This window comes from Nostocoides veronense (assembly GCF_039531185.1).
In the GTDB taxonomy this organism is placed as follows: domain Bacteria; phylum Actinomycetota; class Actinomycetes; order Actinomycetales; family Dermatophilaceae; genus Nostocoides_A; species Nostocoides_A veronense.
This window is the reverse complement of sequence record NZ_BAAAPO010000024.1, coordinates 1-24,675: the sequence shown is the minus strand read 5'-3', so window position 1 is coordinate 24,675 and position 24,675 is coordinate 1. Positions and strand designations below refer to the sequence as shown.

Below are 24,675 nucleotides of genomic sequence, written 5' to 3'. Positions count from 1 at the left end.
AATCGACCACGGGCGCCGTCGGTGTGGCGCCTCATTCAGGATGCCCCGAATCGGCCGGGATTACCAGCCCGCTCACGAATCCACGGCTCGAAAGAGCGGGCCCTAAGGTGGGGGCCGTGCGCATCGCGACGTGGAATGTGAACTCGATCCGGAGCCGAATCGAGCGGGTGATCCCATGGTTGGAACGCACCGAGGTGGACGTCCTGGCCATCCAGGAGACCAAGACCCGCGAGGACCAGTTCCCATTCTTCCGGTTCGAGGAGATCGGGTATGAGGTGGCTCACCACGGCCTGAATCAGTGGAATGGCGTGGCGATTGCCTCGCGCGTGGGGCTGTCCGATGTGCAGGCGGGCTTCGCCGGTGCGCCGCTGTGGGGCGAAGGCGAGACGCCCGAGGCTCGACACCTCGCCGCGACGTGCGGCGGCTTGCGCATCAATAGCGTCTATGTCCCGAATGGCCGCAATCTCGTCGACCCGCACATGGACTACAAGGTGGAGTGGCTGGCGCGCCTTCGGGATGCCGCGCTCACCTGGGCCGCTCAGGGGCCCACGATGATCATGGGCGACTGGAATATCGCGCCGCAGGATGAGGACGTGTGGTCCATGGAGTTCTATGCGGACAAATCGCATGTCAGCCCGCGGGAGCGTGCGGCATTCCGGGCCGTGGTCGAGGCGGGGTATGCCGACCTCGTGCGCCCCCTGCACCCGGGGCCGAAGGTCTACACCTACTGGGACTACCAACAACTGCGCTTCCAGAAGGGCCGCGGTATGCGGATCGACTTCATCCTCGCGACGCCCGATGTGGCCGCTAGGGTTACAGGCGCCCTCATCGATCGCGAGGAGCGCAAAGGCAAGGGTGCCTCCGATCACGCGCCCGTCGTCGTGGATCTCGCGGATGCCTGATCCGCTGCGCGGCGTCCCGTTCCAACTGGCCGTCGAGGATGGGGCCACGCTCGCTGGAGAGGTCTATGAGCCTGCGGGAGAGGTGGATTCGACACTGCCGAACGTCGTCCTCGCGCACGGCTGGACGCTGAACCACACTCTGTGGAGTCGCGTCATTCGCGGTCTGCATGCCCGGGCTCGCGTGCGCGTGGTGGCATATGACCAGCGCGGCCACGGCCACTCGACGTCTGGCACGGGTGCGGCGTCGATCGCCCGTCTTGGCCGCGACCTCGCCGCGGTCATCGAGGCCACCGTCGACACCGATCGCGTTGTCCTGGGCGGACATTCGATGGGGGGTATGACGATCATGGCCTACGCCGGCCAGTTCCCCGATGATCTGGCAGCCCGCGCGGATCGGGTGATCCTGCTCGGGACAGCGGCCGCCGATGTCGAGCGGCCGGGATGGGCCGGCAAGGTGGAGATGGGTGTCATGCACATCGCGGCACGTGGGCCCCGAATCAAGGCAGGCGTCTTTGTGCGCCAGGGCCATCTGCGGCACCTGAACTTTGGCGATGACCCGGACCCCCGCGATGTGCGGTTGGTGCGAAAGGCCACGGCCGGCACGTCGATTCGCGATATGGGCCGCTACTTTACTGCGCTCGAAGCGCATGACGAACGCGCTTCGCTCGCCGTCCTCGGGCGGGTGCCGACCACCATCGTCGTCGGGGAACTGGACCGCCTGACACCGCCGCGTTATGGGCGGGCCTTGCACGACGGCATACCCGGCTCCCGGCTCATCGAACTCTCGGGCAAGGGGCACATGCTCGGCTTCGAGGCCACGGACCTCGTGGTGGACCTGCTGCTCGGAGCCGACTGAGTCCTCGTCCGGGCGGCCCGCACGGACCGCCCGGACCGGGACTCACTTGGGCGCCGAGCCGCCCGTCGGTGCGGTCGTCGTGTCGACGGCGGCCGTCAGCGCGATCGTGTAGCCAGCGTCGACGCTGCCGCTCATGGTCGCCAGCTGGTTCGCGCCAGAGTCGTCGCTGAAGACGTTGTCCGTAGCGAGTGAGAGCTGCGACAGGTTAGTAACGGACTGCTCGTAACCCGTTGTGGCATAGACCGTTTCGCACTCTGCCTGCGGAATGGCGATCTGCGAGGTAGCGATGGCATTGCTCGACGCGGAGATGCTGGCCTGATCGGGGTAGACCTCGAAGTGGATGTGCGGCCAGCGTCCGGAATAGCACGCGGGGAAGATCGACGTGAAGCTGACCTTGCCGGAGTCGTCAGCGATCTGGACTCCTCGCAGGTAGTTCTGGTCAGTGATGCCCTCGGAATACAAGGAGTAGTTGCCATCGCGATTGCAGTGCCAGACGTAGACCGCGACCCCGGCGAAGGGCGCATTGTCATTGGCCATGTCGAGGATGGTCAGTTCGATCGTGGCGGGCACTCCCTCGGCAGTGCCGGAGTAGTCACCGAAGCTCGTGGTGATGTCCTGGCGGACAACACCATCCTCCGTGAGGACATTGGGACCATTGGAGCCGTCGCCGGGATACGGCCCGGCCGTCTCGTCGGGGATCTCGGTCAGGTCCTCGCTGCTGGTCGAGGTGCTCGACGTGCTGCTGGAGGATGAGGTCGTGGACGAGGTGGTCGACGACGACGAACTGGTCGTGGAACTGGAGCCGTCGCCATCGGAGCTCCCGCACGCGGCAAGCACGGCCGCGCCCGCGCCGATCCCCATGTACCGCAAGACTTTCCGGCGGTTCATCGTCTCCAGGTCGAAGGCGAGACCCTGGTCGAAGACCTCCTCGTCGGGCTTCGGGAGGGGGCGGCCTTCGAAGCTCGGCGTGCGGGGTTCGACCTCGTCGCTCATCGTGATCCTCTCGGTAGGTGCGGCCTTATATCCTTCCGCGCGAACCTGTGCACCTCCTATGGTTCGTTTATGGACATGCCAGGGAACCGCGCCACCGCCTGCCCCGTCGAATGCGTATGACGCGCCGTAGCCTCGCCCTCGCCCTCACCTCGGTCCTTGCGCTGGCCGCCTGCGGTCAGGGGAACGGAAGCGGCTCGAACCAGGGCGGCATGGAGCCGGTCAAAGACTTCGCGAGCGTCACGGGGACCTATTGGGGCAGCGCGGTGAAGGCGCCGAAAGCGATGGTTGGAACCGAGCAGGCTCTGCAAATTCGCGACGATGGCTTCCGCTTGTGGGTGGGCTGCAATGTCTTCGATGTCACCGGCAAGGTCGATAACCGGCTCTTGATCGTTGATCGGCTCTCGGTCACCGACGAGAAGTGCTCCGATGCCTTGGCTGCCCAGGACAAGTGGATCGGTGAATATCTGATGAAGAAGCCACAAGTCGATCAGGGTGGACCGATGGTGGCCTTCAATTGGGATGACGGCTGGTTCGGCTTTGAAAAGTCCAACAAGGCCTTCCCCGCGCCCGGCGCCGTGGCAGAGGTTCCCGGATCCACGGATCTGACGCCGATCTCCGGCGTCTGGACGGCGTCCGATGTGAACAAGGCACCGCAGAAGATGGTGCCCGGGGCGGCCATGACAATGACGATCCTGTCCGATCGACTCATGGTCAGCGCGGGATGCAATACCCTCGCCGGCAGCGCCCGTCTGTCCGACAACATCCTCATCACCAACGGCCTGTCCATGACCGAGATGGGCTGCGACAAGGCATTGATGGAGCAGGACGATTGGCTCTCCAAGCTCTTCGCGGGGAACCAGACGAAGGTCTCCCAGGACGGCGAAAAGCTCACCCTGAGTTGGGATTCCGGCTCCATCGACTTCACCCTGACCGGCCCGGCCCCCCGCCCAGCCGCCAACCCCGACGAGCCCGTCAGCTCCTCCGACAGCCCGTCCTCCTGAGCGGTCCACCTGAGCCGGGTCGTCTAACCTCTGCTAGGGCCTGTTACGTAAGTCGTGGACGGGGTCCCCGCGAAGTATCGGAGCTGGGTCCCACGCTCTGCGTGGGCGGTACGAGCGTGGGTCCCACGCACTGCGTGGGCGAACTTCGTGGGGTGTCCTAACACCCAGTTAGGTGACTGTGCACAGGTTGCAACGCGTGCACAGTCACCTAACTGGTGTTAGCAGAGGTTAGAAACCCCCGGCCAGGCACGCTCAGAGGCCGAAGGTGGGCTGGCCCTCGACCTGACCGACGCGGCGCAGGCCAAGGCGGATCGAGGCGAGCGCACCGAGGGCGGCGGCCACGGCGGCCCCCCAAAAGACCGCGTGCACCTGCAGGATCGCCGCGGTCTTCAGCGCCTCTTTGTCCGTTGGGTCGGGCAGGCCGGCAACGATGCCGTAATAGCGGTGCAGGCCGTATGCCGTGAGCAACGCCAGCCCGAGCACCATGCCGACCATCCGGGCCACGACCACCAGAGCACTGGCCGCGCCGTGCGCATCGGCGCGCACGGCCGCCAGCGCCGCATTGTTCACCGGCGCGAGCGTCAGCCCGATGCCGAAGCCCGTCGCTGCGAGCACGATCACCGACACAAAGGTGGCAAAGATCCCGCGGCCCCAGGCGGTCATCAGCGCGAGACCGAGTGCGGCGCAAGCCAAACCGATCATTGCCACCAGTCCGTCGCCGAGGCGCCGCAGCGCCCAGCCCCCGACGAGCGCGCCGACCGGGACGGCGAGCAGGAAGCGCAGCAAAACCAAGGCGCCCTCCGCGTCGGTATATGCCGGCACCCCGTCACCGCTCGGATGCGCAAGCCGCGTCAGCAGCGGGATGTTGACGATTATCGCGACCAGCGCAGCGCCAACACAGAAGGACACCAGCAGCGCCCACGAGGTCCGACCCCCGAGGACGCCGTGCGGGATGACCGGATTGTCGGAGCGGCGGTGATGCACGGCATACCCGGCGGCACAGAGCACACCCACCGGCAGCAACGCGTAGCCGAGCGGACCGACGATTTCCTTCTCCGGCTCGGCCGCGGCGAAGGTCAAAATGACACTGCCGAGCGCCCCGCCGAGGAGTGCGGCCCCAAGGGGGCCAGCCGCCCGCAGGGATGGCCACGCCCGCCAGAGCGACCAGCCGAGCGCGCCAACAATCAGCGCCAGTGCCACGAAGCCGATCGGCGTGGCCAGCCGGGCGCTCGTGTCCGCGACATTCACCCACGGCCCGCCGAGCGCCACGCTCGTCGTGAAGATCTCGGGCGCCGCCAGCGCCAGCCAGAGGACGCCGAGCGCGCCGGCCCAGATCACCCACGCCGCCCGGGAGCCGGTGGTATGCCGCCCGCTCACCTCCCCCGCCGCCGCACCGCCCGCCGCCGCGCCGCTCGCGCGCCCGGCCCGGGCGATGGCGATCGCGAGCAGGATGCCGGCAATCGCGTTGAGCCAGAAGATGGCTCGCCAATCGGCGACGGCGAGGATGGCCGCGCCGAGCACCGGCCCAACCACCGAGCCGAACTCTTGGACGGCGCCGACGATGCCGAGCGGCATACCCCGTGCCTCGGGCGGCCAGAGGGCAGCCACGATGGCCAAAGTCGCGGGAACCAATCCCCCGCCCCCGACGCCCTGCACGACGCGCCCCGCGACGAGGACTGGCAGATCGGTGGCGAGGGCCGTGACACCCGACCCGACGACGAAGATCGCGAGGCACCCGAGCAAAACCCTTTGCCGGTCCACGAGATCCGCGAGCCGGCCGATGAGGGGCAGCACCGCGACATACCCCAGCAGGAAGCCGCTGATGATCGGGGCCGCGCGCTGAAGGGACTCCACCCCCACGCCGACGCCCTGCATCATCTCGGTCAGCGCGAGGACGACGACATAGGTGTCGGCCGCCGCGAGGGCGATGGCGAGCGAGGCGAGGGTCAGCAGTGCCCTCGGTCGCGCGTCAGGGCGCGGTGATGTCAACGGTCTTGCCGTAGTCGGTCAGCGTGACCGAATAGCTCGAGTCGCCGGTGTCGTAGAAGGGGCCGGTGAGCTTGGCCGTGCGCAACTCGCCGCTCGCGGGGACGATGCCGAATTCGGCCTGGAAGGTCGCGCTGTCCGAGCCGAGATTGAGCAGGCGCTTGACGACGGCACCGGACACGGTGCCGGTATAGCTGGCGAGCACTTCCTTGCCGAAGCGCTTCTCCGCGCCGCCCGCCGGCGAGCCCACCTGGTCGACGAGCGAGGAGAGCCCGGTGCCGGGGACGAAGAATCCCGTCGGATTCGGCGCGCCAAGCGGTTTGAGGTCGACCTTGCTGAAGGTCGGAGTGAAGAGTTTCATCCAGGTGTCGGAGCCGATGGCGATGATGTCGGTGGTTACGGGCGCGCCGCTGACGACCGCGCTCACCGTGCCCTTGAACTTGGGGTTTGTCGCATCGATGAGCCCCACGCCCTTGGCGGCCGACACGCCATTGTGGCCGCTCGGAATCGGCTTGTCCGCTTTCAGATCCACGGTGACCGCCTTGGCCGCCTCCAGCGTGGTCTTGGCTTTGGCCAGTGCGGCGCTCGGGTCGGCCGCCTCGCTCCCCTTCGAGCACCCGGCAAGGGCGAGGGGCCCGACGAGGGCGGCAGTCAGGACGGCACGACGACGCATGGGCCGAACGATACCTGTGGCGGGGCCACGCGCCGGTTCACCGATCCCGCAGCCAGGTCGCCGCTTCGTCGATGAGTTCCTCGGGCGTCTTGCGCAGATCGAGCACCACGCCTACTTCGTCCGGCTCCAAGGGTTGCAGCGCCTCAAACTGGGAGGCCAGGAGGGAGACCGGCATGAAGTGGTCCGTGCGGGCGGCCATCCGTTCGGCGATGACCTCCATCGGGCCGTTCAGGTGGATGAAGCAGAGCTCCGGTGGACCGGCGCGCAGGATGTCGCGGTACTCGCGTTTGAGGGCCGAGCAGGCCATCGTCGTCGACTGGCCTTGCGCGGCTTGGGTCGCCATCCAGGCCGAGAGGTCCCGCAGCCAGGGGTAGCGGTCGTCGTCGTTCAGCGGGATGCCTGCGGCCATCTTGGCGACATTTTCTTCGGGATGAAAGCGATCGGCCTCCGCGAAGGGCAGGTTCATCGCCTCGGCCACGCCCTTGGCGACCGTCGACTTGCCGCAGCCCGAAACGCCCATGACGACAACATGCCGGGTGCGGATCCGCGATTCGGGGATGTGGTGCACGCTCATGGCGCCTCCTCGTCAGAAAAGCATGGACACGACGGCGGCGAAAGCGAAGCCGACGACGCCGATGAGCGTTTCCATGACGGTCCAGGTCTTGAGCGTGGTCTTCTCATCCATCCCGAGGAAGCGTCCGACCAGCCAGAAGCCGGAGTCATTGACGTGCGAGAGCACGGTGGCGCCGCAGGCGATCGCGACGACGATGGCGGCGAGGTCGACGGAACTTAGACCGCTGGTCGCGGCGACGGTCGGGGCCATCAGGCCGGCCGTGGTCGTCAGCGCCACGGTCGCCGAGCCCTGCGCGACTCGCAGGGCCGTGGACACGACGAAGGCCGCCACGATCACCGGCAGGCCGAGCCCCTCGAGGCTGCCGGATAGTGCCTCACCGATCCCCGAGGCGCGCAGCACACCACCGAACATGCCTCCGGCACCGGTGATCAAAATGATGGCGCAGACCGGCCCTAGGGCGCTGTTGACGATGTGCTCGATATCCGACTTGCTGCGCCGCCCCCGCCCGAGGATGAACATGGCATACAGCACGGTGATCAGCAGCGCGATCGCGGTTTGACCGAACATCCGCACGACCGCAACCCAGGTCGCGTCACCGTCCACCCGCCCGGCGGTCGCGAGGGTGTTCAGGCCGGTGTTGAGGAAGATCAGGATGAGTGGCAGGAGCAGCACCGAGAGCACCACCGCGAAGCTGGGTGCCGGGCGGGTGTCGGCGTCCTGAGCCTGCTCGACCTCGCCACCGGCGAGCAGTTCGGGCACGGGGACGTGAATCCGACGTCCGGTCATGGTGCCGAAGAGATATGCCGCGATGAACCACGTCGGGATGCCGATGAGAAGGCCGATGACGAGAACGAGCCCGATATCGGCGCCGAGCAGCTCGCCCGCGGCCACCGGCCCCGGGTGCGGGGGCACGAAGGCGTGCATGACGGCGAATGCGCCGGCGGCTGGCAAGGCATAGGTCAGAACCGATCCGCCGAAACGGCGTGCGACGCTGAAGATGATCGGGAGCATGACGACCAAGCCGGCGTCGAAGAAGATCGGGAAGCCGAAGAGCAAGGACGCGACGCCAAGGGCGAGCGGCGCACGTTTTTCGCCAAAGCGATTGACCAGCGTGTCGGCGAGCACCTGTGCTCCGCCGGTCACCTCGAGCAGCCGCCCGATCATGGCGCCGAGGCCGACCAACAAAGCAACACTGGCGAGGGTGTTCCCAAAGCCCGTCAGCATCGTTGGGACGACCTCGGCGAACGGAATCTTCGTCGCCAGCGCCGTGAGGAAACTGACCAGGATCAATGCCACGAAGGCATGCAGCTTCAGCTTCATGATCAGGAAGAGCAGGACAAGGACCGCGACGAAGGCGATCGAGAGTAAGGCGGCCGAACCGTACGCTGGCTCAACCTCATCCGCTACCAAAAGCACGTGTGTCACCGTGAGCCCTCCCCATCGAGTCAGCCGCCTAGACGGTTCAACTGTAGTGGGCGGCCGACCCACGATGGGGTGCCAGCCGGGGAAAATCTGCGTCGGCACGACGCTTTCCCCGTGAGCGTTCGCTCAGGCCAGCGTGAGCGCATCCCCGTCGGGGTCGAGGCCGACGGTGACCGTCTCGCCATCGCGGACGTGGCCGGCGAGGACCGCCCGGGCGAGCCGGTCGCCGATTTCGCGTTGGACGAGCCGGCGCAGGGGGCGGGCGCCGTATGCCGGGTCGTAGCCGGTCTTGGCCAGCCAGTCGCGGGCAGCATCGGTGACGTCGAGGGTGATCCGCCGGTCGCGCAGGCGGGTCGCCAGCTGGCGCACCTGCAGGTCGACGATGTGCGCCAACTCCTCCTGGCTCAGGGCGTCGAAGAGGATGACGTCGTCGAGCCGGTTGAGGAACTCTGGCTTGAAGGCGGCGCGGACGCTCGACATGACGGCGTCCTTCTTCTGCTCCTGCGACAGGGTCGGGTCGATGAGGAACTGGCTGCCGATATTGGAGGTCAGCACGAGGATGACATTGCGGAAATCCACCGTGCGACCCTGCCCGTCGGTCAGCCGCCCATCGTCGAGCACCTGCAGCAGAATGTCGAAGGTCTCCGGGTGCGCCTTCTCCACCTCATCCAGCAAGACCACGCTGTATGGCCGTCGGCGCACCGCGACCACGACCAGCGCGGACGCAGTGCCGTGGGCGTCCTGCGGGGCATCCGCGAGCGCGGCGTTGTTGACCGGGGCCAGCGCGAGACCGATGCCGAACCCGGCGAGGGCGAGCACGGCATACGAGGAGAAGTCGGCGAAGGAACCCCGGCCGTAGGTGGTCATCACGGCGAGCCCGATCGTGGCCAGCACGAGACCCAGACCGGACACGAGCCCATCCCCCAGCCGGCGCAAAAGCGCTCCTCCGACGACGGCGCCGACCGGGACCGCGAGCAGGAAGCGCACCAGGATGAACGCGCCCTCCGTCGCCGGACTCGACCCGCCCCCGCACCTGCTCGTGAATCAGCCGGGCGAGCAGCGGCACGTCGACGACCACGGCGACGAGGGCCACCCCGACCAGCAAGGACACCAGTAGCGACCACACCGTTCGACCGCGCAGGACTCCGCGCGGGATGACGGGATCGGGCGAGCGGCGGTGGACCGCGGCATACGCGAGGGCACAGATGACGGCCAGCAGCACCAGCGCAAAGCCGAGCGGGCCGACGATCTCGCGTTCCGGGTCGGACGCGGCAAAGGTTAAAACACGATGCACCCCAGCGCCCGGCCGAGCAGCCCGGCGCCGATCGGGTCGGCGCGGCGCAGGACGGGCCAGGCGTGCCGAACGACCAGGACGAGCGCGGCGGCGGCCAGGACGAGCCCGACGACGCCGATCGGCGTCATCAAGCGCGCGGTGCTCGTCCCGAACGGCACGAACGGGCCACCCAGGCTCACGCTGCTGGCCAGGAAATCGGGTGCCCAGAGCGCCAGGCCGAGAAAGACGAGTGCCGCCCCAACAACTACTCGACGCATGCCGCGCGCTCGCCCCCCGGAAGCCACCTCGCCACTCGCTGTCCTACCGGAATCAGGGCCCCGCCCGCCCACGCGCGCGATCAGCAGCGCCAAGACGATTCCACCAAAAGCGTTGAGCCAGAGGATTGCCCGCCAGTCGGCGACGGCGAGGATGAGGGCGCCCAGGATGGGGCCCAGGACGGAGCCGAGCTCTTGGACTCCGCCGACGATCCCCAGCGGGAGGCCGCGGCGGTCCTCCGGCCAGAGCGCCGCGACGATGGCCAGCGTGGCCGGGACCAGGCCGCCGCCACCGATGCCCTGGATGACGCGGCCGGCGACTAGGACGGCCAGGTCCACGGCCAGGGCAGTGACGCCGGAGCCGACTACGAAGATCGCCACGCATCCCAGCAGAACGCGCTGGCGATCGAGAAGGTCGGCGAGGCGGCCGATAAGGGGGAGCACCGCGACATACCCCAGGAGGAAGCCCGAGATGATCGGAGCCGCGCGCTGGAGGCTCTCGATGCCGAGACCGACGCCTTGCATCATGTCGGTCAGGGCGAGCACGACCACATAGGTGTCGGCGGCCGCCAACGCGACGGCGATGGCGGCGAAGGTCAGCAGCGTTCGGGCACGCGTGCTCACCTCGGTCACGCCCGAGCCAGCCGCACCAATCGAGCCGGCCGAGCCGGACGGGCCAGCGGGCCCGGCAGACGCGTCAGGGCTCCGGGATGGCAATGGTCTTCCCGTAATCCGTGAGGACGACGGTGTAGGTCGCGGGCGTCCCGGTATAGAACTCCCCCGTCAGCTTGGCCTGCCGCAGTTGGCCGCTCGTCTTCTCGATGCCTAAGGTCGCCGCGTCGTCGCCGAGGTAAAGCAAGCTTTTGATGACGCTGCCCGGGACCTTCGCGGTGTAGGTGGTCAGGACTTCCTTGCCGTAGCGCTGATCCGCCCCGGCGACCGGATTCGTCGCCTTGGTCAGCAGGCTCGACAGGCCGGCGTCGGGCTTGAAGAGATTGCCCGGGTTGGGCGCGCCGAGGTCTTCGAGGTCGACCGGGACGAGCTTGGGTGTGAACAGCGACATCCACGTCTTGTCGCCGATCGCGACCATGTCGACCGTGGCCGGCGTGCCATTGACGACCGCGCTGACCTTGCCCTTGAACTTCGGCGTCGTGGCATCGATGAGGCCAGTGCCCTCCGCGCCCGAAACACCGTTGTGCCCCGAAGGGATCGAGGCGCTCGATGTCAGTTTGAGCGTGACGGCCTTGGCTGTGTCGAGGGTGGTCTTGGCCTTGGCCAGCGCCGCAGCCGGGTCGGCCGTGGCCGCCTTGTCCTCGCACCCAACCAGGGCGAGCGGGAGGCACAGCAGCGCTGTGAAAAGAGCGAGGCGTCGACGCTTGGCGATGACGATACCCGGCACCACCGACGGCCCACGGTTATGACCGGTACTCCCAAAGGGGAGACAGGCGCCGCCCGAAGCGAGACGATGTCGCTGCCCGTCGACGACCACAGGAGTGCCGGTATGCCGCTGCCCGTCCCCCTTCCTCGCCTTCCCTGGCTGCGCGGCGCGCTCGCGTGGATGATCGTGGGGACCTACGTGGCCCTGGGTGAGGTCAACGGCTTGCTCGATCAGGTGCTATTGCCCGGCGGACGCACCACCAGCCCCACCTCGTTGACGAGCCCCGGCGCCCCATTTGCCTGGGGAGAGACCGTGTCCGACTGGCAAAGTCTCCTCCAAAGCCGCTCCGACCTTCCGAGCCACGCGTGGATCACGACGTATGCCGCGCTCGACCTCTGTTTCATTGCGCTCTACGGCACGGTTGGTTTGCTTCTTCGTCGGCGGACGAATGTCAGCGTGATCGAGCTGACTCCCACGGGTGAGGCGACCTGGGAGAGATCGGCCCGCTGGGCGCGGGTCGGATCGGTGGTCCTGCTCGCAGCTGCCGTCGACGTCACCGAGAACGCGGCGATGCTGATCGCTCTCAAGGCGTCCGAAGCCGCCACCGTGCTTCCGGGCATCACCGCACTCAAGTGGCTACTGATCCTTGGTGCCAGCGTTCTTGCCGTTCGCGCGCATAACGAGGACCGAAGGACTCGCTGGGAGCTCGGCTTGGCTCCGGCAAGAGTGGCCGTCGGGTGGGCGAAAGCCGCATACGCCCAACGCTTTTCACTGCTGATCGTGCTGCCGTTGGCGCTACTCGGCTTGGGCAAGGGACCTGACCTGCTGGAGCAGATCCCGGATATTGAGCGACGCTGGGCCGAGCAGCGTGGCTGGGCGCACCTGCTGTGGGCGAGCGTGGCAACCGTGCTCGTGGCTGGCACGATCTTCGTGCTCGGGCGCATGCGCAGCCACAACGTCGTGATGCGGGCCAGTGCCACGGTGCCCGATCCCCATACGAAACCCGTCCTTTGGCTCTGGTGGGCCAGCCCGGTGGCCGTCCTCCTGCTCGCTGGTATCGCCAACGCACGTGGCGTGTCGCCCACTTCGTCGCGCGTTGCGCTGTTCGCGAGCATCCCCTTCGTCATCGCTGCCGTGTCAACCGCCGTGCGATGGGTCAATCACACCTTTAGCCCTGATGCCACCGGTCGCATGACAACCGCGAGCGACCTCCCAAAGTGGTTGTCCCGCAAGGCAAAGCCGTCAGTGTCGATCGAACAAGCACAACGAGCGATTGCCCTGGGTGACGGCCTGGCCATCGCCCTGCTCATGCTCCCGGGCGTTGGACTCATCCGCGCATTCGCCGGCGAAGTGGCCCTCGGGGACCGACCGGCCATGGCATCGTGGCTCCTCGCCCTCGGCATCGTCATCTGCGTGTTCGGCTGGCCGACCGCTGCCTTCGCCATCCACCGCCTCAATCACGCCTCGAGCGCGCCCATGCCAGCGCGCAGAGTCTGGGCGGCCATCTTGCGCATCCTGACTCCTGGGCTTACGACGTCACGACAGTGGCTGGCTCCAGTCCTCCTCGGCATTTTGGTGCTCGCGGTGATTCCCTTCGGCTCGTACGCAGCGGATGTCTCGCAGATCCTCGGCCCGATCGCGACCTTTCTCGTCGGCGTCACGATCATCTCGGGCCTCGTCGGAACGGTCGTCGTCATCCTCCAACAAGGAGGGGCGCCCGAGTTCTTTTGGCTCCCCCTGGTCCGTCGAGCCTCGGCCCCCGTGACCACATTGCTGATCCTTGCCACAATTCTCGGCACGGTGCGGGGCGGCGGCGATGACGTCCACGGCATCCGAACCCTCCCCGATTTCGTTCCGACGCACCGTCATTCCTGGAGCCAGGTGCTGGCGAACTGGGCCCGCGCCAACACCTGCGACATTCCCCTACCGGACACGAACTACAACGTTCGCCCCCTCTTTGTGTATGCCGCGGAAGGCGGCGGGATCCGCGCCGCCGTGTGGACATCGCTCGCCCTCGACAGGCTCGCCAGCATGGGGAAGCCAGGATGCACCACGGCCCTCATGTCGTCCGGCGCCAGTGGGGGCGCGGTGGGCCTGGCCGTCGCCAGCGTCCTCCCGCCCGGTCACGCAGCAGCCGCAACCGAGCGCATGAGCCGGCCCGAGGCGCTGTCCGTGGCGACGGTCGGCCTGACCGTTACAGACATCGTGTATGCCGCGACCGGCGTCCCAATCCTGGCCCGCGTGGGAGCTGATTGGCGCTGGCTTGATCGCGCGGGGCAGATGGAGATGGCGTGGGAACGAGCGGTCCCCAAACTGGAGTCGCCGTTCCTCAGCACGGCAGCGCCGTCTGGCATCACTGGCGCGCTGGTCCTCAACTCGACCTCGGCCACGAATCGATGCCGGGCCCTCGTGTCGCAGGTCGAATTGAGCGGGATCAAGGACCCTTCATCGGGCACACCGGCCAAGAGCCCTATCGATGACTGCACCGTCACGGGCCGGTCGCCAGCGAGCCTGGATGTGGTTCGCCTGACGGACGCGTGCGGCATCTCGCTGAGTACCAGCACGGCGGCGATGCTGGCGGCGCGTTTCCCGTTCGTGACCCCGTCCGCGGCCTTGTGCTCCGCGGCCGCCAACCAGCAACTCGTTGACGGCGGCTATATCGAGAACACCGGAGTTGGGACCGTGGCGGATCTCGCGCCGCAGTGGCTCCCGCTGGTCCGGAACCACAACTCGTGGGTGCTTTCGATGCGCTCCGGCACCCTGTGGGTGCCGGTGCTGGTGTATTTCGACAACGGCCGCGGAAGTGACCTGGCCGCCCGGCCCAGCAGCCGCACTCAGGAGTTCTTGGTCCCGCCGAAGACCTTCCTCGGGGGCACCAAGGTCCTGTTTGGCGCCGACGCGCAATTGCGTCGGGTGCAGCAGTTGTTCGCGGCCGACCAACTCTTTGCCGGTCGCGGCAGCGCTGCCGCGATCACCGCGGTGAACAAATGGCGACCAACGACGACTTATGTCGCCTATCAGGCCACTGCACCCTCGACCTCTGCCCCGCTGGGGTGGGTTCTGTCCGAAGCGAGTTACAGAGCGCTGGAAAGGGCTGCGAAGAACCAGCCCCGTCTTGCGCGTAAGGGTGACACCCCGGCCGATCAGAGCCCCGCGAGCGGGCTTGGCGTGATGCAAGAGAAGGGGTATGGCAGCCTGACAGACCTCGGCAGAATTTTTGGTGAGTAGGCCGAGTCACTGACGAAAGGTCGCTGCCTGATGCGTGCGGTAGTGCTCGGCTCCACCGGTTTCCTCGGGCGCACGATCGTGGCCGAGTTAGCGCGGAGGGGTCACGCGGTTGTCGGCTACTCCCGCGAAGGTGCGCCGTGCCCGGAGGCCCCGGCCGCGGCATACGACTCATTGGATGTGGTGGAGGCGAGCGACACTGACTTGGACGCCTGCTTGGCCGGCGCCGATGCGGTCGTGTATTGCCTGGGACCCGATGAGCGCGTACGCATTCCGCGTCCCGCCACGACCTTCTTCCAACGCCTTCTCGTCGCGCCGGCCGAGCGGGTGGCGTATGCCGTGCGGCGCTGCGGCGTGGCGCGATTCGTTGTCCTCGGGTCCTACTTCACTGCCTTCGACCGACTCCACCCGGAGTGGCAACTGAGTGCGCGCCATCCCTATATCAAGGCGCGGGCGGACCAACAGCGCCGCGTTCACGCCGATGCGGGCGCCGCGAGCACGTCGATGCTGGAGATTCCCTTCGTCTTTGGTTCTCTGCCGGGGATCGTGCCGATGTGGAAGTCCTATCTCATCGACCCGGCCCGCCGGTTCCCGGTTGTGTTCTCGCCGGCCGGACGGAACGCCGCGGCAACCAATCTCGATGTCGCGCAGGCCGTTTCGGGCCTGGTCGAGGGGTGGATCCCGGCCGGGGATCACCCGGTCGTCACCGACAACTACACCTTCGAGCGCCTCAACCGGGTGATCGTCGAGGCGCTCGATCGGCCACGCCGTCCGGTGGTGACAATTCCGACCGGACTGCTCGCCGCGGGGCTGCGCGCGGAGCAGGCGCGCCGGCGCCTGACCGGCGCCGGCGCGGGTCTCACCACGAGTTGGCTCGCCCGAGACATTCTGGCGCGGGACCTCGGGCTGGACCCCGCGGCATACGCCCCGGTGTTGGGCCTGACCCCCCGCTCACTGGACAATGCCGTCCGCGCAACCGTCGCGGCGTCGCTCGCCTGATCTCGGCGAGCGTATGCCGCGCCCTCAGGCGAGCGTGAGCGTGTCCCCGGCGGCGTCGAGACCGACCGTGACGGTGTCGCCATCGCGGACCTGGCCGGCGAGGACCGCGCGGGCCAGCCGGTCGCCGATCTCGCGCTGCACCAGCCGGCGCAGGGGGCGGGCGCCATACGCCGGGTCGTAGCCGGTCTTGGCCAGCCAGTCGCGGGCAGCATCGGTGACGTCGAGGGTGATCCGCCGGTCGCGCAGGCGGGTCGCCAGCTGGCGCACCTGCAGGTCGACGATGTGCGCCAACTCCTCCTGGCTCAGGGCATCGAAGATGATGACGTCGTCGAGCCGGTTGAGGAACTCGGGCTTGAAAGCCGCGCGGACGCTCGACATGACAGCGTCCTTCTTCTGCTCCTGCGACAGCGTCGGGTCAATAAGGAACTGGCTGCCGATATTGGAGGTCAGCACGAGGATGACATTGCGGAAATCCACCGTGCGCCCCTGCCCGTCGGTCAGGCGCCCGTCGTCGAGCACCTGCAGCAGGATGTCGAAGGTCTCCGGGTGCGCCTTCTCCACCTCATCCAGCAAGACCACGCTGTATGGCCGTCGGCGCACCGCCTCGGTCAGCTGCCCGCCCTCGTCGTACCCGACATAGCCGGGAGGCGCGCCGATGAGGCGCGCGACGGCGTGCCGCTCGGCATACTCACTCATGTCGATGCGGACCATGGCGCGCTCGTCGTCAAAGAGGAAGTCCGCCAACGACTTTGCGAGCTCGGTCTTGCCGACACCGGTCGGGCCGAGGAAGAGGAACGAGCCGGTCGGGCGGTCGGGATCGGCGAGGCCGGCCCGGCTGCGGCGCACCGCATCGGAGACCGCCTGTACGGCGCCGCCCTGGCCGATCAGGCGCGCCCCGATGATCGATTCCATCGACAGCAGCTTTTCGGTCTCGCCCTGGAGCAGGCGGCCGGCGGGGATGCCGGTCCACGCGGAGATGACCTCGGCGATGTCGTCGGGACCGACGCGCTCCTTGACCATCAAATCCGCTGTGCCGCGGGCGATCTCGTCCTCATTGGCCTTGGCGAGGTCCTTCTCGAGGGCGGGAATCTCGCCATACATCAGCCGCGACGCCTGCTCGTAGTTGCCCTCCCGCTGCAGCCGCTCGGCCTGCGTGCGCAGGTCGTCGAGGCGAACTTTGAGGTCACCGACCTTGTTGAGGCCGGACTTCTCTGCCTCCCAACGGGATTCGAGGGCACCCAACTCCTCGGTGGAGTCGGCGAGGTCCTTGCGCAGCTTGGCCAGCCGCTCCTTGGAGGCGTCATCGGTCTCGCGGGCGAGATGCAACTCCTCCATCTTCATGCGGTCGACAGACCGCCGCAGCTGGTCGATTTCGACGGGGCTGGAGTCGATCTCCATCCGCAGGCGCGAGGCCGCCTCGTCGACGAGGTCGATGGCCTTGTCGGGCAGTTGCCGGCCGCTGATGTAGCGGTCGGACAGCGAGGCCGCGGCCACGAGGGCGCTGTCCTCGATCTCGACCTTGTGGTGCGCTTCGTAGCGTTCCTTCAGGCCGCGCAGGATCGCGATGGTGTCTTCGACGCTCGGCTCGCCGACGAAGACCTGCTGGAAGCGGCGCTCCAGGGCGGGGTCTTTCTCGATGTGCTTGCGGTATTCGTCGAGAGTCGTCGCGCCGACAAGCCGCAGCTCGCCGCGGGCGAGGAGCGGCTTGAGCATGTTGCCCGCGTCCATCGCGCCTTCGCCAGTGGCCCCTGCGCCGACGACCGTATGCAGTTCGTCGATGAAGGTGATGATCTGGCCGTCGCTGGCCTTGATCTCCTCGAGGACAGCCTTGAGCCGCTCTTCGAACTCTCCGCGATACTTCGCCCCGGCGACCATCGCCCCGAGGTCGAGGGAGAGAAGTCGCTTGTCCCGCAACGATTCAGGGACGTCGCCATCGACAATGCGCTGGGCCAGACCCTCGACGACAGCAGTCTTGCCGACGCCGGGCTCGCCGATGAGAACGGGGTTGTTCTTGGTGCGCCGCGAGAGGACTTGGACGACGCGACGGATCTCGGTGTCCCGGCCGATGACGGGGTCGAGCTTGCCGTCGCGGGCGGCCTGGGTCAGGTCGGTGGAGTATTTGTCGAGAGCCTCGCTCGTCGCATCCGGGTTCTCGGTCGTGACCTTGCGGCCGGCGCGCAGATGCTCGATCTGCGCCTCGACGGCCTTGGCGTCAACACCCTTCAGCGCGCCTTTTTCGGCGAGCGCGAGGACCAGCGCGTCGACGGACATATAGGTGTCGCCCCACGCCTTCATCAGCGTGTCGGCCTGGTTGAGCACGGGCATGACGGACTGACCGAAGCCGGGGCCGCTGCTCGCTCCACTGACCTTGGGCAGCTTGGCAATCTCTGCGCGCGCGGCGGAGGCGATCGCCTCGGGGCTGGTGCCACCGGCGGCCAGCAAGGCCGGCACCGTGGTCTCGGGGACCTCCACCGCGGCGAGTGCGATGTGGGCGGGCGTGATCTCGGGGTTGCCGGTCGTTTGGGCCGCGCGCTGAGCGATCGCGAGGATCTCGGCAACCTTCGTGGTCGGCTTGAGTTCCATGAAGGGAATGACTCCTTGAGCAGGGGTGATGGCGGTTTCTGGTCTAATCAACCTTAGTCAAGTTGAGTCTATTCCGCTCAACTTTGGATTCTTTCTGGCGCGACCCACCCAAACCGCGGGTTACGGACGTATGTGCCGTCGAGACGGACAATCGGCACCGGGAAGGGGTGGGTATGCAGCGCGACGAGTTCTCGGCCTACGTGCAAGCGCGCTGGCCTGCCCCTGTCCGCACAGCCGTGCTGCTCACCGGTGACCGCCACGCGGCCGAAGATCTGGTGCAAGAGAGCCTGATCAAGGCGGCGCAGCATTGGCACCGACTCGACGGCGCCCCGACGCCTATGTCCGCCGCATCATGTACACCCGCTCCATCGATGCCTGGCGTTGGCGGCGCCACCAGCCGGATCCGGTCGAGGTGACCGAACGGCATACGCTCGCAGTGCCGGATGGCACCGACGATGTCGACCTGCGGTTGCGGCTTGCGGGGGCGTTGCGCGAGCTGAGCCCCGGGCAGCGCGCGGTGATCGTCGCGCGCTTCTATGAAGACCGCACCGAGGTCGAGACGGCCGCCCTCCTCGGCAAATCGGTGAGCACCATCAAAAGCCAGACCCGCGATGCCCTCGCCCGATTGCGCACTGTGGCACCGGATCTCGCCATCCATCTCGGCAAGGAGGAGGTGCCCCGATGAGCACCGATCTGCAGGATCTGCTCCGCGAACTCGCGGACGTCGATGCGAGCCCGACCCCCGACCCGGAGGCGCTTTTCGCCGCCGGGCGACGCTCCACCGTGCGTCGTCGGGTCACCGGCGCCACCGCCACCCTGGCCGCCGCCGCGGCGCTGGGGTATGCCGTGTGGCCGGCCACCACCCTCGACTCCGCACCACCCGCCGGCACGTCGAGTCCGACGGAGACGACATACCCCATGGCCGTGGGGAAACCGTTGTTGAGCAAGTACTCGTCCGACCACTACGGGCCCAAGCTGTTGGCGATATCGACGGACGGCGGTCCCCTCTGGCTTGTGGGCCACAACGGTGACGTGGTGCGGGGCGACATGGCGCCCCAACCGCGTTCTGCTCCCGCCGTATCGCCGAATGGCCAATGGGTCAGCTTTGACGCTGTCGTGCACGGCTTGACTCGTCGCAGCTACATCAATTTCCCGTTCGGCGATACTCGTCTAGGTCAGGGATTGTGGAGCCCCGATTCCCGGTATGTCGTGTTCCCCGAAAGCGTCAGTGAGGTCGACGAGGGTCAGTTGGTCGACACCCAGGCCCCTGATGCGGCCCCCGTCATTCTTCCCGCACCAACAAAAGCCCCATTCGTCATCGCCGGTTGGCTGGACGGGGACACCCTGCTTGGGTTCACAAGCGGCAGTCCTTCGACTGTGGAGTTGCGCGCGAGCACGTGGACGATTGGGGACACCGCGTGGCGCGAGACCGGCGTGACGCTCAGCGATACGACCCAACGCCACATGGGCGAGAACGCGATCGCAGCCTCGCTCAGTCCAGATGGCCAAAGCATTCTCGTGCGCTGGCAGGAGCAGACCGAGCTCGACCGGCTGCCGCTGGACGGCATACCCAGCAATGAAGAGCGCCGCACCCAGGCCCGGCCCTTCCGACTTTCGGATGGGGCGGCCATACCCCTGCCTGGCCAGAAGGGCACGGGCCTCGCCTCCTGGGATGGGTGGGGTTGCCGGCCGGCCTGGCAGGACGGCCGGCCGCTGATCACCGACCACGTCGGTGCGTCGCCGCCGCGAGCGCCCCTGACCGCCGTCGCGTGCGAACATTGCAACCCCGAGGTATCCTGGAAATCAACGCAAGATACCTACGATATCGAGACTCACCATGTCCATGACCAAAACCCCCATCGAGATCGATGACGATCTGCTGTCGGGCGCTGCGGATGCCCTCGGCACCCGGACCAAGAAGGACACCGTCAACGCGGCGCTGCGTCACGTGCGTGACGAGCACCGACGGATGACCGCTCTTCGGGAGTTGCGCGCGATGGGCGAGGCCGGTGACTATGCCGACTTCATCGGCGCCTCGGACCGCTATCGATGAGGCCGCACTATCTGCTCGACACGTCTGCTCTTTTCCGAATTCTTGGTGGACTCACGAGTTGGGATCGAGAAATCCAGGCGGGAGTCATCGCGATCTGCCCAGCAGTTGAGTTGGAGTTTCTCTATTCCGCGCGGTCGCTCGCGGATCGCCGACGAAAGCAGGACTTCCTCAAGGCAGCGTTCACCTGGATTCCCATGCACGAGCGCAGCTTCGAGCGCGCCCAGGAGGTGCAACAGTTCCTGACCGAGTCGGGTCAGCATCGCTCGGCCAAAGCCATCGACCTCGTGATCGCGGCCACCGCCGAATCGGCCAAAGTCAGCGTCCTGACCGATGACCGGGATTATGAGGCGATCTCCAGGGTCACGGGCCAGCCGGTGGCCCGGGTCATGTGACGCTCGCGTGAGCGAAAGCAGGGTTATTGCCCAGCTATCACTCACGCGAGGGGGTCGCGCGAATATCGCGGAGCCCGATCAACCGCCGTGGGGGCGCAACTCCGGCTCCAACTCGGCCACGATGCGGGCGTGCAGGGACTCGTCGATGACGAACTTGCGGCGCCACACGGCATACCCAGCGATAATGAGAAGCGCCGGGATGAGCAGCATTGCGACCTTCATCATCGTGATCCCGCCGGGGGTGACATCGGCGGCGGTATCCGCCTCGTTGATCCCCGCGATGATCACCGTCGCGGACACGATCCAGGTGTTCATCGCGGCCGAGGTCTTGTTGATGAACGGCTGCAGGGCGAAGGTCACGGCGTTGTTGCGGCGGCCGAGCTTCCACTGCCCATACTCGATCGTGTCGGCCTGGAAGACGAGCATGAGCAGCATGATGAAGCTCGCCAGGAAGAACATCACGAACGCGAGCCCGCCGAGGACGACGATATTCATCGGCGCAACGAAGAACACGGCATACGTCACGACGATGAGCGCTGTCGACCAGGTGAAGAGCTGGCCGCGGGACCACCGTCGGCGGGCGAGCGGGAAGGTGGCAAGGCCGGCGATTTGGCCGAGACCGACGAAGAGCGCAAAGACCGGAAAGACGGCCTCGTCGCCATAGGCGTACTTGAAGAAGTACCAACCGAAAGCTCCGGTCGTGCCATAGCCGAGCATGAAGAGCAGGTATGCCGCTGCGGCCCAGAGCAATTGGTCGTTGCGGAAGAGCGCGCGAAGTAGCTCCCGCAGCCCCGTGCGCTCCCCCTCGAGGTCGACATCGGTGCGCTCGCGGACGGCAAGGATCGGCACCAGCATCAGTGCGACCATGATCACGGCGAGGATGATGGCGATGGTGCGCCACGAGCCGGTCGTGCCGCCCTCGATGCCCCCGGCCAGCGCCGCCACGGCCACGGGCACGCCTGCGACGGCGGCGAACTGACCAATCGAGGCGAAGGTCTTGGCGACCGCCGCCAGCCGCTCCCGCTCGGCCGGATTGATCGACAGCGCCGGGAGCATCCCCCAATAGGAGATGTCGTGCGCCGACCACATCAACCCCCAGAGCAGCACGACGACGCCGAAGACCGCGACGAAGGCGCCGCCCGTCAGCCCGGTGTCCGTGAACAGCAGCACCGTGGCGATGCCCGACGCCAGCCCACCGAAGAGCAGCCAGGGCTTGAACTGCCCATACCTGCTGCGTGTGCTGTCGACGAGCGCGCCGACCACGGGGTCAAGGAAGGCATCGAGCAGCCGCGCGGCGAGCAGCACCCCGGAGACCCACCACATCGTCGAGTCCGGGAGGTTAAGGACCTCGGTCAGATAGACCACGAGATAGAAGCTGACCAATGTGTAGACCGCGTCCCGCCCGAGGGTCCCCACGCCATACGTCCACTGGTTGCGGCGGAAGTCCGGCGAGGCAGAGGTGCGCAGGTCGGCGGGGCTCTCGACACTCATGGCGCGCAGATTACCGGCCGGTAGGATGCGCGTGTCGTCGATCGAGATCCACTCCAGGACTTCTTCCCCGCCACCATTTACGACGGCAGCGTTGCCGCGCACCGTGATTCGCGGATTGTGGTCGATCTCGTCGATCAGATAGCCCGACATCGTCGCGCTCAGATCGGGCCGCCGGATGAGGATCGTCACCGAGCGGGCGAAGCGCGCCAGGTGCACCGCCGCCTGCCCCGCCGAGTTCCCACCGCCGACGACAAAGACCGGTTGGTCCTCCATCTCGCGCGCCGCCGTCATCGCGGCGCCATAGTTCACTCCGCGCCCGACCATCTCGTCGATGGTCGGTATGCCGATGCGCCGGTAGTCCACCCCAGTCGCGATGACGATCGCGCGGGCCCGCACCTCACCCCCGTCCGTGCAGACCGTATGCGGATCCCCCGGCCCCCCGGTCCGGATCGCGGTCACCGGCCACCCGGTGAAGAAGCGCGTGCCGAAGCGGAGGGCGAGAATGTCGCCCTCCCCTCGAAAGGCCCTCATGCGCGTCATCATCCTCGGCTCGACCGGCTTCCTCGGTCGCTCCATCGTGACCCATCTCGCGGCGGCCGGCCATGAGGTCGTGGGCGTCTCCCGATCGGGACGGCCGTCACCGGAGGCCCCCAACACCAGCGCCGTGGCCCTCGACCTGACCAGCGCCGCGCCCCGCGATCTCGACGACCTCCTGGACGGCGCCGATGCCGTTATCCATGGCCTCGGTCCCGACGATCGCGAGCGCGTCCCCGCACCTGCTCTCGACTACTTCCGGCGTATGCAGGTCGCTCCCACCGTCGCCGTCGCCGCCGCCGCTCGTCGAGCTCGGGTGGGCACGATGGTGATCCTCGGGTCCTACTTCAGCCACTTCGATCGGCTCCGCCCAGAGCTCAACCTGGCCGGTGCGCATCCCTATATCCAGGCCCGGCGCGAGCAGACCGCCGAGGCCCGAGCCGCCGGCCCGGAGGTCGTGACAACCCTGGAAATCCCTTTCGTCTTTGGCGCAGTTCCTGGGGTGGTGCCGATGTGGAAGTCCTACCTCGTGGACCCCCTCCGCCGGATGCCCGTCGGATAGGGCCCCGCGGCATGAGCGCTGCCGTCACCGATCGCGATGTGGCCCAGGCAGTTTCGTTCGCACTCGAGGGCCGAATCAGCGGCAGTATGCCGATCGCCACGGACAACTATTCCTTCGACCGGCTCGCCCGGGTGATGCTCGGCGCCCTCGGCCATCCCCGCCGACCCGTCGTCGGCGTGCCCAACGCCGCCCTGGCCCTGGGAATGCGCGCCGAAGCCGCTCGCCTGCGCCTGAAGAAAATGGACTCCGGCCTCGACCTCGCCCGCCTTCCGCACGACCTGATCGGCGCCGACCTCTCCCTCGACACCACCGAGTTCGGCGAGGCAATCGGCCTGTCCCCCAGAACAATCGACGACGCCGTGATCGCGACCGTGCGAGCTAGCCAATGACCCCGCGCCGACCGCCACGAGGCAAGCCGGTCCTGCATACAGACCGGCTCGAGTTGCAGCCGCTGACCTGGGACCACCTGCCCGAGCTGACGGCACTCGATGCCGACGAAGAAGTCATGCGCTATCTCGACCGCCCCCGCACGCCGGAACAGGTGTGCGAGCGGCAGCTGGCGCGGATGGATCCAACCCACGACGCGATGGGCCTCGGCTAGTGGTGCGGCTATCACCGAGGCCGCTTCGTCGGCTGGTGGCTGCTTACGCCCGAGGGGCCAGGATGGGCCGAAATCGGTTGGCGCCTATCCCGATCCGCGTGGGGTCGCGGATTGGCAACCGAGGGTGCCCGGGCCGTCATCGAGCACGGCTTCACGACCGTCGGCCTGGAACGCATCAAGGGCGAAACGATGGTCGCCAACGAACGCAGCCGTTCGGTGATGGTGAAGCTCGGCATGCGGCATACCCGCATCGAGCACCGCACCTGGGAGGATCCGTTGCCCGGCGTCGAGCAGGGCGAGTGGCTCGCCGAGATCAGCCGCGACGAATGGCTCGCTCAGGGGTCGTAACGCGGCTCAGGTTCGGGGTCGTACCAGCCGCCCCGCTCTTCGACCGTCGCCTCGAACCGGTCCTTCAGACCTGAGGCAACCGCCCCGGATTCGTCGGCGACATTGGCCTCGCGGACATAGACCGCCCACTCATCGGACTCGGCGTCGTCCTCCCCCGCCAGCGGCTGGCGGATGACGCGGACCTCGGTGAAGCCCTCCTCCCGCAACTCCTCGGCCACCTCGTCGGCATCGTCGCGCTCAGGGAAAACCAGCAAGTGCTCGCTCACGAGACGACACCTTAACGATCGGCGAGCGCCGAACGCCGACGGTGAGCGGCACTTGCGGTGCCGCCCCACGACGCGAAAGGCTCCGCCATATGCCGCCCGGTGCCCGACCTCGCACGTGGCAGTTGCCCTTCCTGGCCCGAGCATTGGCCACGGTTCATGCCTTCGGCGCGCTCACCGCGATCTTCCTGACCCTCTTCGTGGGACGCCAAGTGCGGCCCTCCTGAGGTGTGTCTGAGTTAATTCGGCATCCGGGCTGATCAATAGCCATCAGCGTTGGTGTCGTGCTCG

The 24,675-nt window shown here is 67.4% G+C and carries 24 protein-coding genes and 2 pseudogenes; 15 read left to right on the top strand and 11 right to left on the bottom strand.

What is annotated here, in order from left to right:
* Positions 1–116: 116 nt before the first annotated feature.
* Together ABD225_RS07630 and ABD225_RS07625 are read left to right on the top strand one after the other, a co-directional pair.
* Positions 117–902, top strand: coding sequence for an exodeoxyribonuclease III (locus tag ABD225_RS07630; protein WP_344083130.1), 786 nt, complete (start codon positions 117–119; stop codon positions 900–902).
* Positions 895–1,758: an alpha/beta fold hydrolase gene (locus ABD225_RS07625; protein WP_344083128.1), complete on the top strand. Its 864-nt coding sequence runs from the start codon at positions 895–897 to the stop codon at positions 1,756–1,758. The genes ABD225_RS07630 and ABD225_RS07625 overlap by 8 nt, the downstream gene beginning before the upstream one ends.
* A gap of 42 nt (positions 1,759–1,800) precedes the next feature.
* Here the strand turns inward: ABD225_RS07625 and ABD225_RS07620 are convergent, their stop codons facing one another.
* Positions 1,801–2,751, bottom strand: a complete 951-nt coding sequence (locus tag ABD225_RS07620; RefSeq protein ID WP_344083126.1) for an intradiol ring-cleavage dioxygenase — start codon at positions 2,749–2,751, stop codon at positions 1,801–1,803.
* 116 nt (positions 2,752–2,867) lie between these two features.
* Here ABD225_RS07620 and ABD225_RS07615 point away from each other — a divergent pair, with 116 nt between their 5' ends.
* Positions 2,868–3,752, top strand: coding sequence for an META domain-containing protein (locus ABD225_RS07615; protein WP_344083124.1), 885 nt, complete (start codon positions 2,868–2,870; stop codon positions 3,750–3,752).
* Between the two features lie 252 nt (positions 3,753–4,004).
* Here ABD225_RS07615 and ABD225_RS07610 read toward each other — a convergent pair whose 3' ends face one another.
* The 5 genes and pseudogenes from ABD225_RS07610 to ABD225_RS07590 all read right to left on the bottom strand — a co-directional run.
* Positions 4,005–5,741, bottom strand: coding sequence for an MFS transporter (locus tag ABD225_RS07610; protein WP_344083122.1), 1,737 nt, complete (start codon positions 5,739–5,741; stop codon positions 4,005–4,007).
* A complete protein-coding gene (locus ABD225_RS07605) occupies positions 5,722–6,411 on the bottom strand; it encodes an LppX_LprAFG lipoprotein (RefSeq protein ID WP_344083120.1) in 690 nt (229 codons plus the stop codon). The genes ABD225_RS07610 and ABD225_RS07605 overlap by 20 nt, the downstream gene beginning before the upstream one ends.
* Before the next feature lie 37 nt (positions 6,412–6,448).
* Positions 6,449–6,985 carry a gluconokinase gene (locus ABD225_RS07600; RefSeq protein WP_344083118.1) on the bottom strand — a complete coding sequence of 179 codons (537 nt, stop codon included), beginning with the start codon at positions 6,983–6,985 and terminating at the stop codon, positions 6,449–6,451.
* Between the two features lie 12 nt (positions 6,986–6,997).
* Positions 6,998–8,401, bottom strand: a complete 1,404-nt coding sequence (locus ABD225_RS07595) for a GntP family permease (RefSeq protein WP_344083116.1) — start codon at positions 8,399–8,401, stop codon at positions 6,998–7,000.
* 132 nt (positions 8,402–8,533) lie between these two features.
* Positions 8,534–9,112, bottom strand: a pseudogene (locus tag ABD225_RS07590) (AAA family ATPase); the annotation flags it as partial.
* Positions 9,113–9,398: 286 nt separating this feature from the next.
* On the opposite strand from ABD225_RS07590, the gene ABD225_RS07585 reads away from it, so the two are divergent.
* A complete protein-coding gene (locus ABD225_RS07585; protein ID WP_344083114.1) occupies positions 9,399–9,524 on the top strand; it encodes a hypothetical protein in 126 nt (41 codons plus the stop codon).
* 161 nt (positions 9,525–9,685) lie between these two features.
* On the opposite strand, the gene ABD225_RS07580 is transcribed toward ABD225_RS07585, so the two are convergent.
* Positions 9,686–10,588 (bottom strand): MFS transporter, encoded by a 903-nt coding sequence (locus ABD225_RS07580; RefSeq protein ID WP_344083112.1) that lies wholly within the window; start codon positions 10,586–10,588, stop codon positions 9,686–9,688.
* A gap of 64 nt (positions 10,589–10,652) precedes the next feature.
* Positions 10,653–11,354, bottom strand: coding sequence for an LppX_LprAFG lipoprotein (locus tag ABD225_RS07575; protein WP_344083110.1), 702 nt, complete (start codon positions 11,352–11,354; stop codon positions 10,653–10,655).
* Positions 11,355–11,456: 102 nt separating this feature from the next.
* Between ABD225_RS07575 and ABD225_RS07570 the strand changes: the two genes are divergently transcribed.
* Positions 11,457–14,561, top strand: coding sequence for a hypothetical protein (locus tag ABD225_RS07570; RefSeq protein WP_344083108.1), 3,105 nt, complete (start codon positions 11,457–11,459; stop codon positions 14,559–14,561).
* Between the two features lie 30 nt (positions 14,562–14,591).
* Complete coding sequence (locus tag ABD225_RS07565; protein WP_344083106.1) at positions 14,592–15,557, top strand: NAD-dependent epimerase/dehydratase family protein; 966 nt, start codon at positions 14,592–14,594, stop codon at positions 15,555–15,557.
* A gap of 24 nt (positions 15,558–15,581) precedes the next feature.
* On the opposite strand, the gene clpB is transcribed toward ABD225_RS07565, so the two are convergent.
* The gene (gene clpB, locus ABD225_RS07560) at positions 15,582–18,140 is read right to left on the bottom strand and encodes an ATP-dependent chaperone ClpB (RefSeq protein ID WP_344083104.1); all 2,559 of its coding nucleotides are present in this window, start codon (positions 18,138–18,140) and stop codon (positions 15,582–15,584) included.
* Between the two features lie 173 nt (positions 18,141–18,313).
* On the opposite strand from clpB, the gene ABD225_RS07555 reads away from it, so the two are divergent.
* Genes ABD225_RS07555 through ABD225_RS07535 form a run of 5 tightly spaced genes read left to right on the top strand, consistent with a single transcriptional unit; the run spans position 18,314 to position 20,585 of the window.
* Positions 18,314–18,556 (top strand): sigma factor, encoded by a 243-nt coding sequence (locus ABD225_RS07555; RefSeq protein WP_344083102.1) that lies wholly within the window; start codon positions 18,314–18,316, stop codon positions 18,554–18,556.
* On the top strand, positions 18,448–18,825 hold the full coding sequence (locus ABD225_RS07550; RefSeq protein WP_344083100.1) for a sigma factor-like helix-turn-helix DNA-binding protein: 378 nt from the start codon (positions 18,448–18,450) through the stop codon (positions 18,823–18,825). The genes ABD225_RS07555 and ABD225_RS07550 overlap by 109 nt, the downstream gene beginning before the upstream one ends.
* Positions 18,822–20,012, top strand: a complete 1,191-nt coding sequence (locus tag ABD225_RS07545) for a hypothetical protein (RefSeq protein ID WP_344083098.1) — start codon at positions 18,822–18,824, stop codon at positions 20,010–20,012. Before ABD225_RS07550 ends, ABD225_RS07545 begins: the two co-directional genes overlap by 4 nt.
* Positions 19,984–20,193: a type II toxin-antitoxin system VapB family antitoxin gene (locus ABD225_RS07540; protein WP_344083096.1), complete on the top strand. Its 210-nt coding sequence runs from the start codon at positions 19,984–19,986 to the stop codon at positions 20,191–20,193. The genes ABD225_RS07545 and ABD225_RS07540 overlap by 29 nt, the downstream gene beginning before the upstream one ends.
* Positions 20,190–20,585: a PIN domain nuclease gene (locus ABD225_RS07535; RefSeq protein WP_344083094.1), complete on the top strand. Its 396-nt coding sequence runs from the start codon at positions 20,190–20,192 to the stop codon at positions 20,583–20,585. The genes ABD225_RS07540 and ABD225_RS07535 overlap by 4 nt, the downstream gene beginning before the upstream one ends.
* A gap of 78 nt (positions 20,586–20,663) precedes the next feature.
* Here ABD225_RS07535 and ABD225_RS07530 read toward each other — a convergent pair whose 3' ends face one another.
* Complete coding sequence (locus ABD225_RS07530; protein ID WP_344083092.1) at positions 20,664–22,607, bottom strand: glycoside-pentoside-hexuronide (GPH):cation symporter; 1,944 nt, start codon at positions 22,605–22,607, stop codon at positions 20,664–20,666.
* On the opposite strand from ABD225_RS07530, the gene ABD225_RS07525 reads away from it, so the two are divergent.
* The 3 genes and pseudogenes from ABD225_RS07525 to ABD225_RS07515 all read left to right on the top strand — a co-directional run bounded on the left by ABD225_RS07525 (position 22,606) and on the right by ABD225_RS07515 (position 24,121).
* Positions 22,606–23,172, top strand: a complete 567-nt coding sequence (locus tag ABD225_RS07525) for an NAD(P)H-binding protein (RefSeq protein WP_344083090.1) — start codon at positions 22,606–22,608, stop codon at positions 23,170–23,172. The two genes, ABD225_RS07530 and ABD225_RS07525, sit on opposite strands and share 2 nt — an antisense overlap.
* Positions 23,173–23,183: 11 nt before the next feature.
* Positions 23,184–23,561, top strand: coding sequence for a hypothetical protein (locus tag ABD225_RS07520; RefSeq protein ID WP_344083088.1), 378 nt, complete (start codon positions 23,184–23,186; stop codon positions 23,559–23,561).
* Positions 23,558–24,121: pseudogene (locus ABD225_RS07515) on the top strand (GNAT family N-acetyltransferase). The gene ABD225_RS07520 and the pseudogene ABD225_RS07515 overlap by 4 nt, the downstream one beginning before the upstream one ends.
* Here ABD225_RS07515 and ABD225_RS07510 read toward each other — a convergent pair.
* A complete protein-coding gene (locus ABD225_RS07510) occupies positions 24,109–24,387 on the bottom strand; it encodes a ribonuclease E inhibitor RraB (protein ID WP_344083086.1) in 279 nt (92 codons plus the stop codon). The pseudogene ABD225_RS07515 and the gene ABD225_RS07510 sit on opposite strands and share 13 nt — an antisense overlap.
* Positions 24,388–24,476: 89 nt before the next feature.
* Here ABD225_RS07510 and ABD225_RS07505 point away from each other — a divergent pair, with 89 nt between their 5' ends.
* Entirely contained in the window at positions 24,477–24,611 is a 135-nt protein-coding gene (locus ABD225_RS07505) for a hypothetical protein (RefSeq protein WP_344083083.1), read from the top strand.
* Positions 24,612–24,675 lie beyond the last annotated feature (64 nt).

Coding starts and splice junctions, on each gene's coding strand:
- ABD225_RS07625 (WP_344083128.1), top strand. CDS start 895: ATGCCTGATCCGCTGCGCGGCGTCCCGTTCCAACTGGCCGTCGAGGAT.
- ABD225_RS07545 (WP_344083098.1), top strand. CDS start 18,822: ATGAGCACCGATCTGCAGGATCTGCTCCGCGAACTCGCGGACGTCGAT.
- ABD225_RS07570 (WP_344083108.1), top strand. CDS start 11,457: ATGCCGCTGCCCGTCCCCCTTCCTCGCCTTCCCTGGCTGCGCGGCGCG.
- ABD225_RS07505 (WP_344083083.1), top strand. CDS start 24,477: ATGCCGCCCGGTGCCCGACCTCGCACGTGGCAGTTGCCCTTCCTGGCC.
- ABD225_RS07525 (WP_344083090.1), top strand. CDS start 22,606: ATGCGCGTCATCATCCTCGGCTCGACCGGCTTCCTCGGTCGCTCCATC.
- ABD225_RS07535 (WP_344083094.1), top strand. CDS start 20,190: ATGAGGCCGCACTATCTGCTCGACACGTCTGCTCTTTTCCGAATTCTT.
- ABD225_RS07540 (WP_344083096.1), top strand. CDS start 19,984: ATGACCAAAACCCCCATCGAGATCGATGACGATCTGCTGTCGGGCGCT.
- ABD225_RS07605 (WP_344083120.1), bottom strand. CDS start 6,411: ATGCGTCGTCGTGCCGTCCTGACTGCCGCCCTCGTCGGGCCCCTCGCC.
- ABD225_RS07600 (WP_344083118.1), bottom strand. CDS start 6,985: ATGAGCGTGCACCACATCCCCGAATCGCGGATCCGCACCCGGCATGTT.
- ABD225_RS07565 (WP_344083106.1), top strand. CDS start 14,592: ATGCGTGCGGTAGTGCTCGGCTCCACCGGTTTCCTCGGGCGCACGATC.
- ABD225_RS07520 (WP_344083088.1), top strand. CDS start 23,184: ATGAGCGCTGCCGTCACCGATCGCGATGTGGCCCAGGCAGTTTCGTTC.
- clpB (WP_344083104.1), bottom strand. CDS start 18,140: ATGGAACTCAAGCCGACCACGAAGGTTGCCGAGATCCTCGCGATCGCT.
- ABD225_RS07530 (WP_344083092.1), bottom strand. CDS start 22,607: ATGAGGGCCTTTCGAGGGGAGGGCGACATTCTCGCCCTCCGCTTCGGC.
- ABD225_RS07615 (WP_344083124.1), top strand. CDS start 2,868: ATGACGCGCCGTAGCCTCGCCCTCGCCCTCACCTCGGTCCTTGCGCTG.
- ABD225_RS07620 (WP_344083126.1), bottom strand. CDS start 2,751: ATGAGCGACGAGGTCGAACCCCGCACGCCGAGCTTCGAAGGCCGCCCC.
- ABD225_RS07555 (WP_344083102.1), top strand. CDS start 18,314: ATGCAGCGCGACGAGTTCTCGGCCTACGTGCAAGCGCGCTGGCCTGCC.
- ABD225_RS07585 (WP_344083114.1), top strand. CDS start 9,399: ATGAACGCGCCCTCCGTCGCCGGACTCGACCCGCCCCCGCACCTGCTC.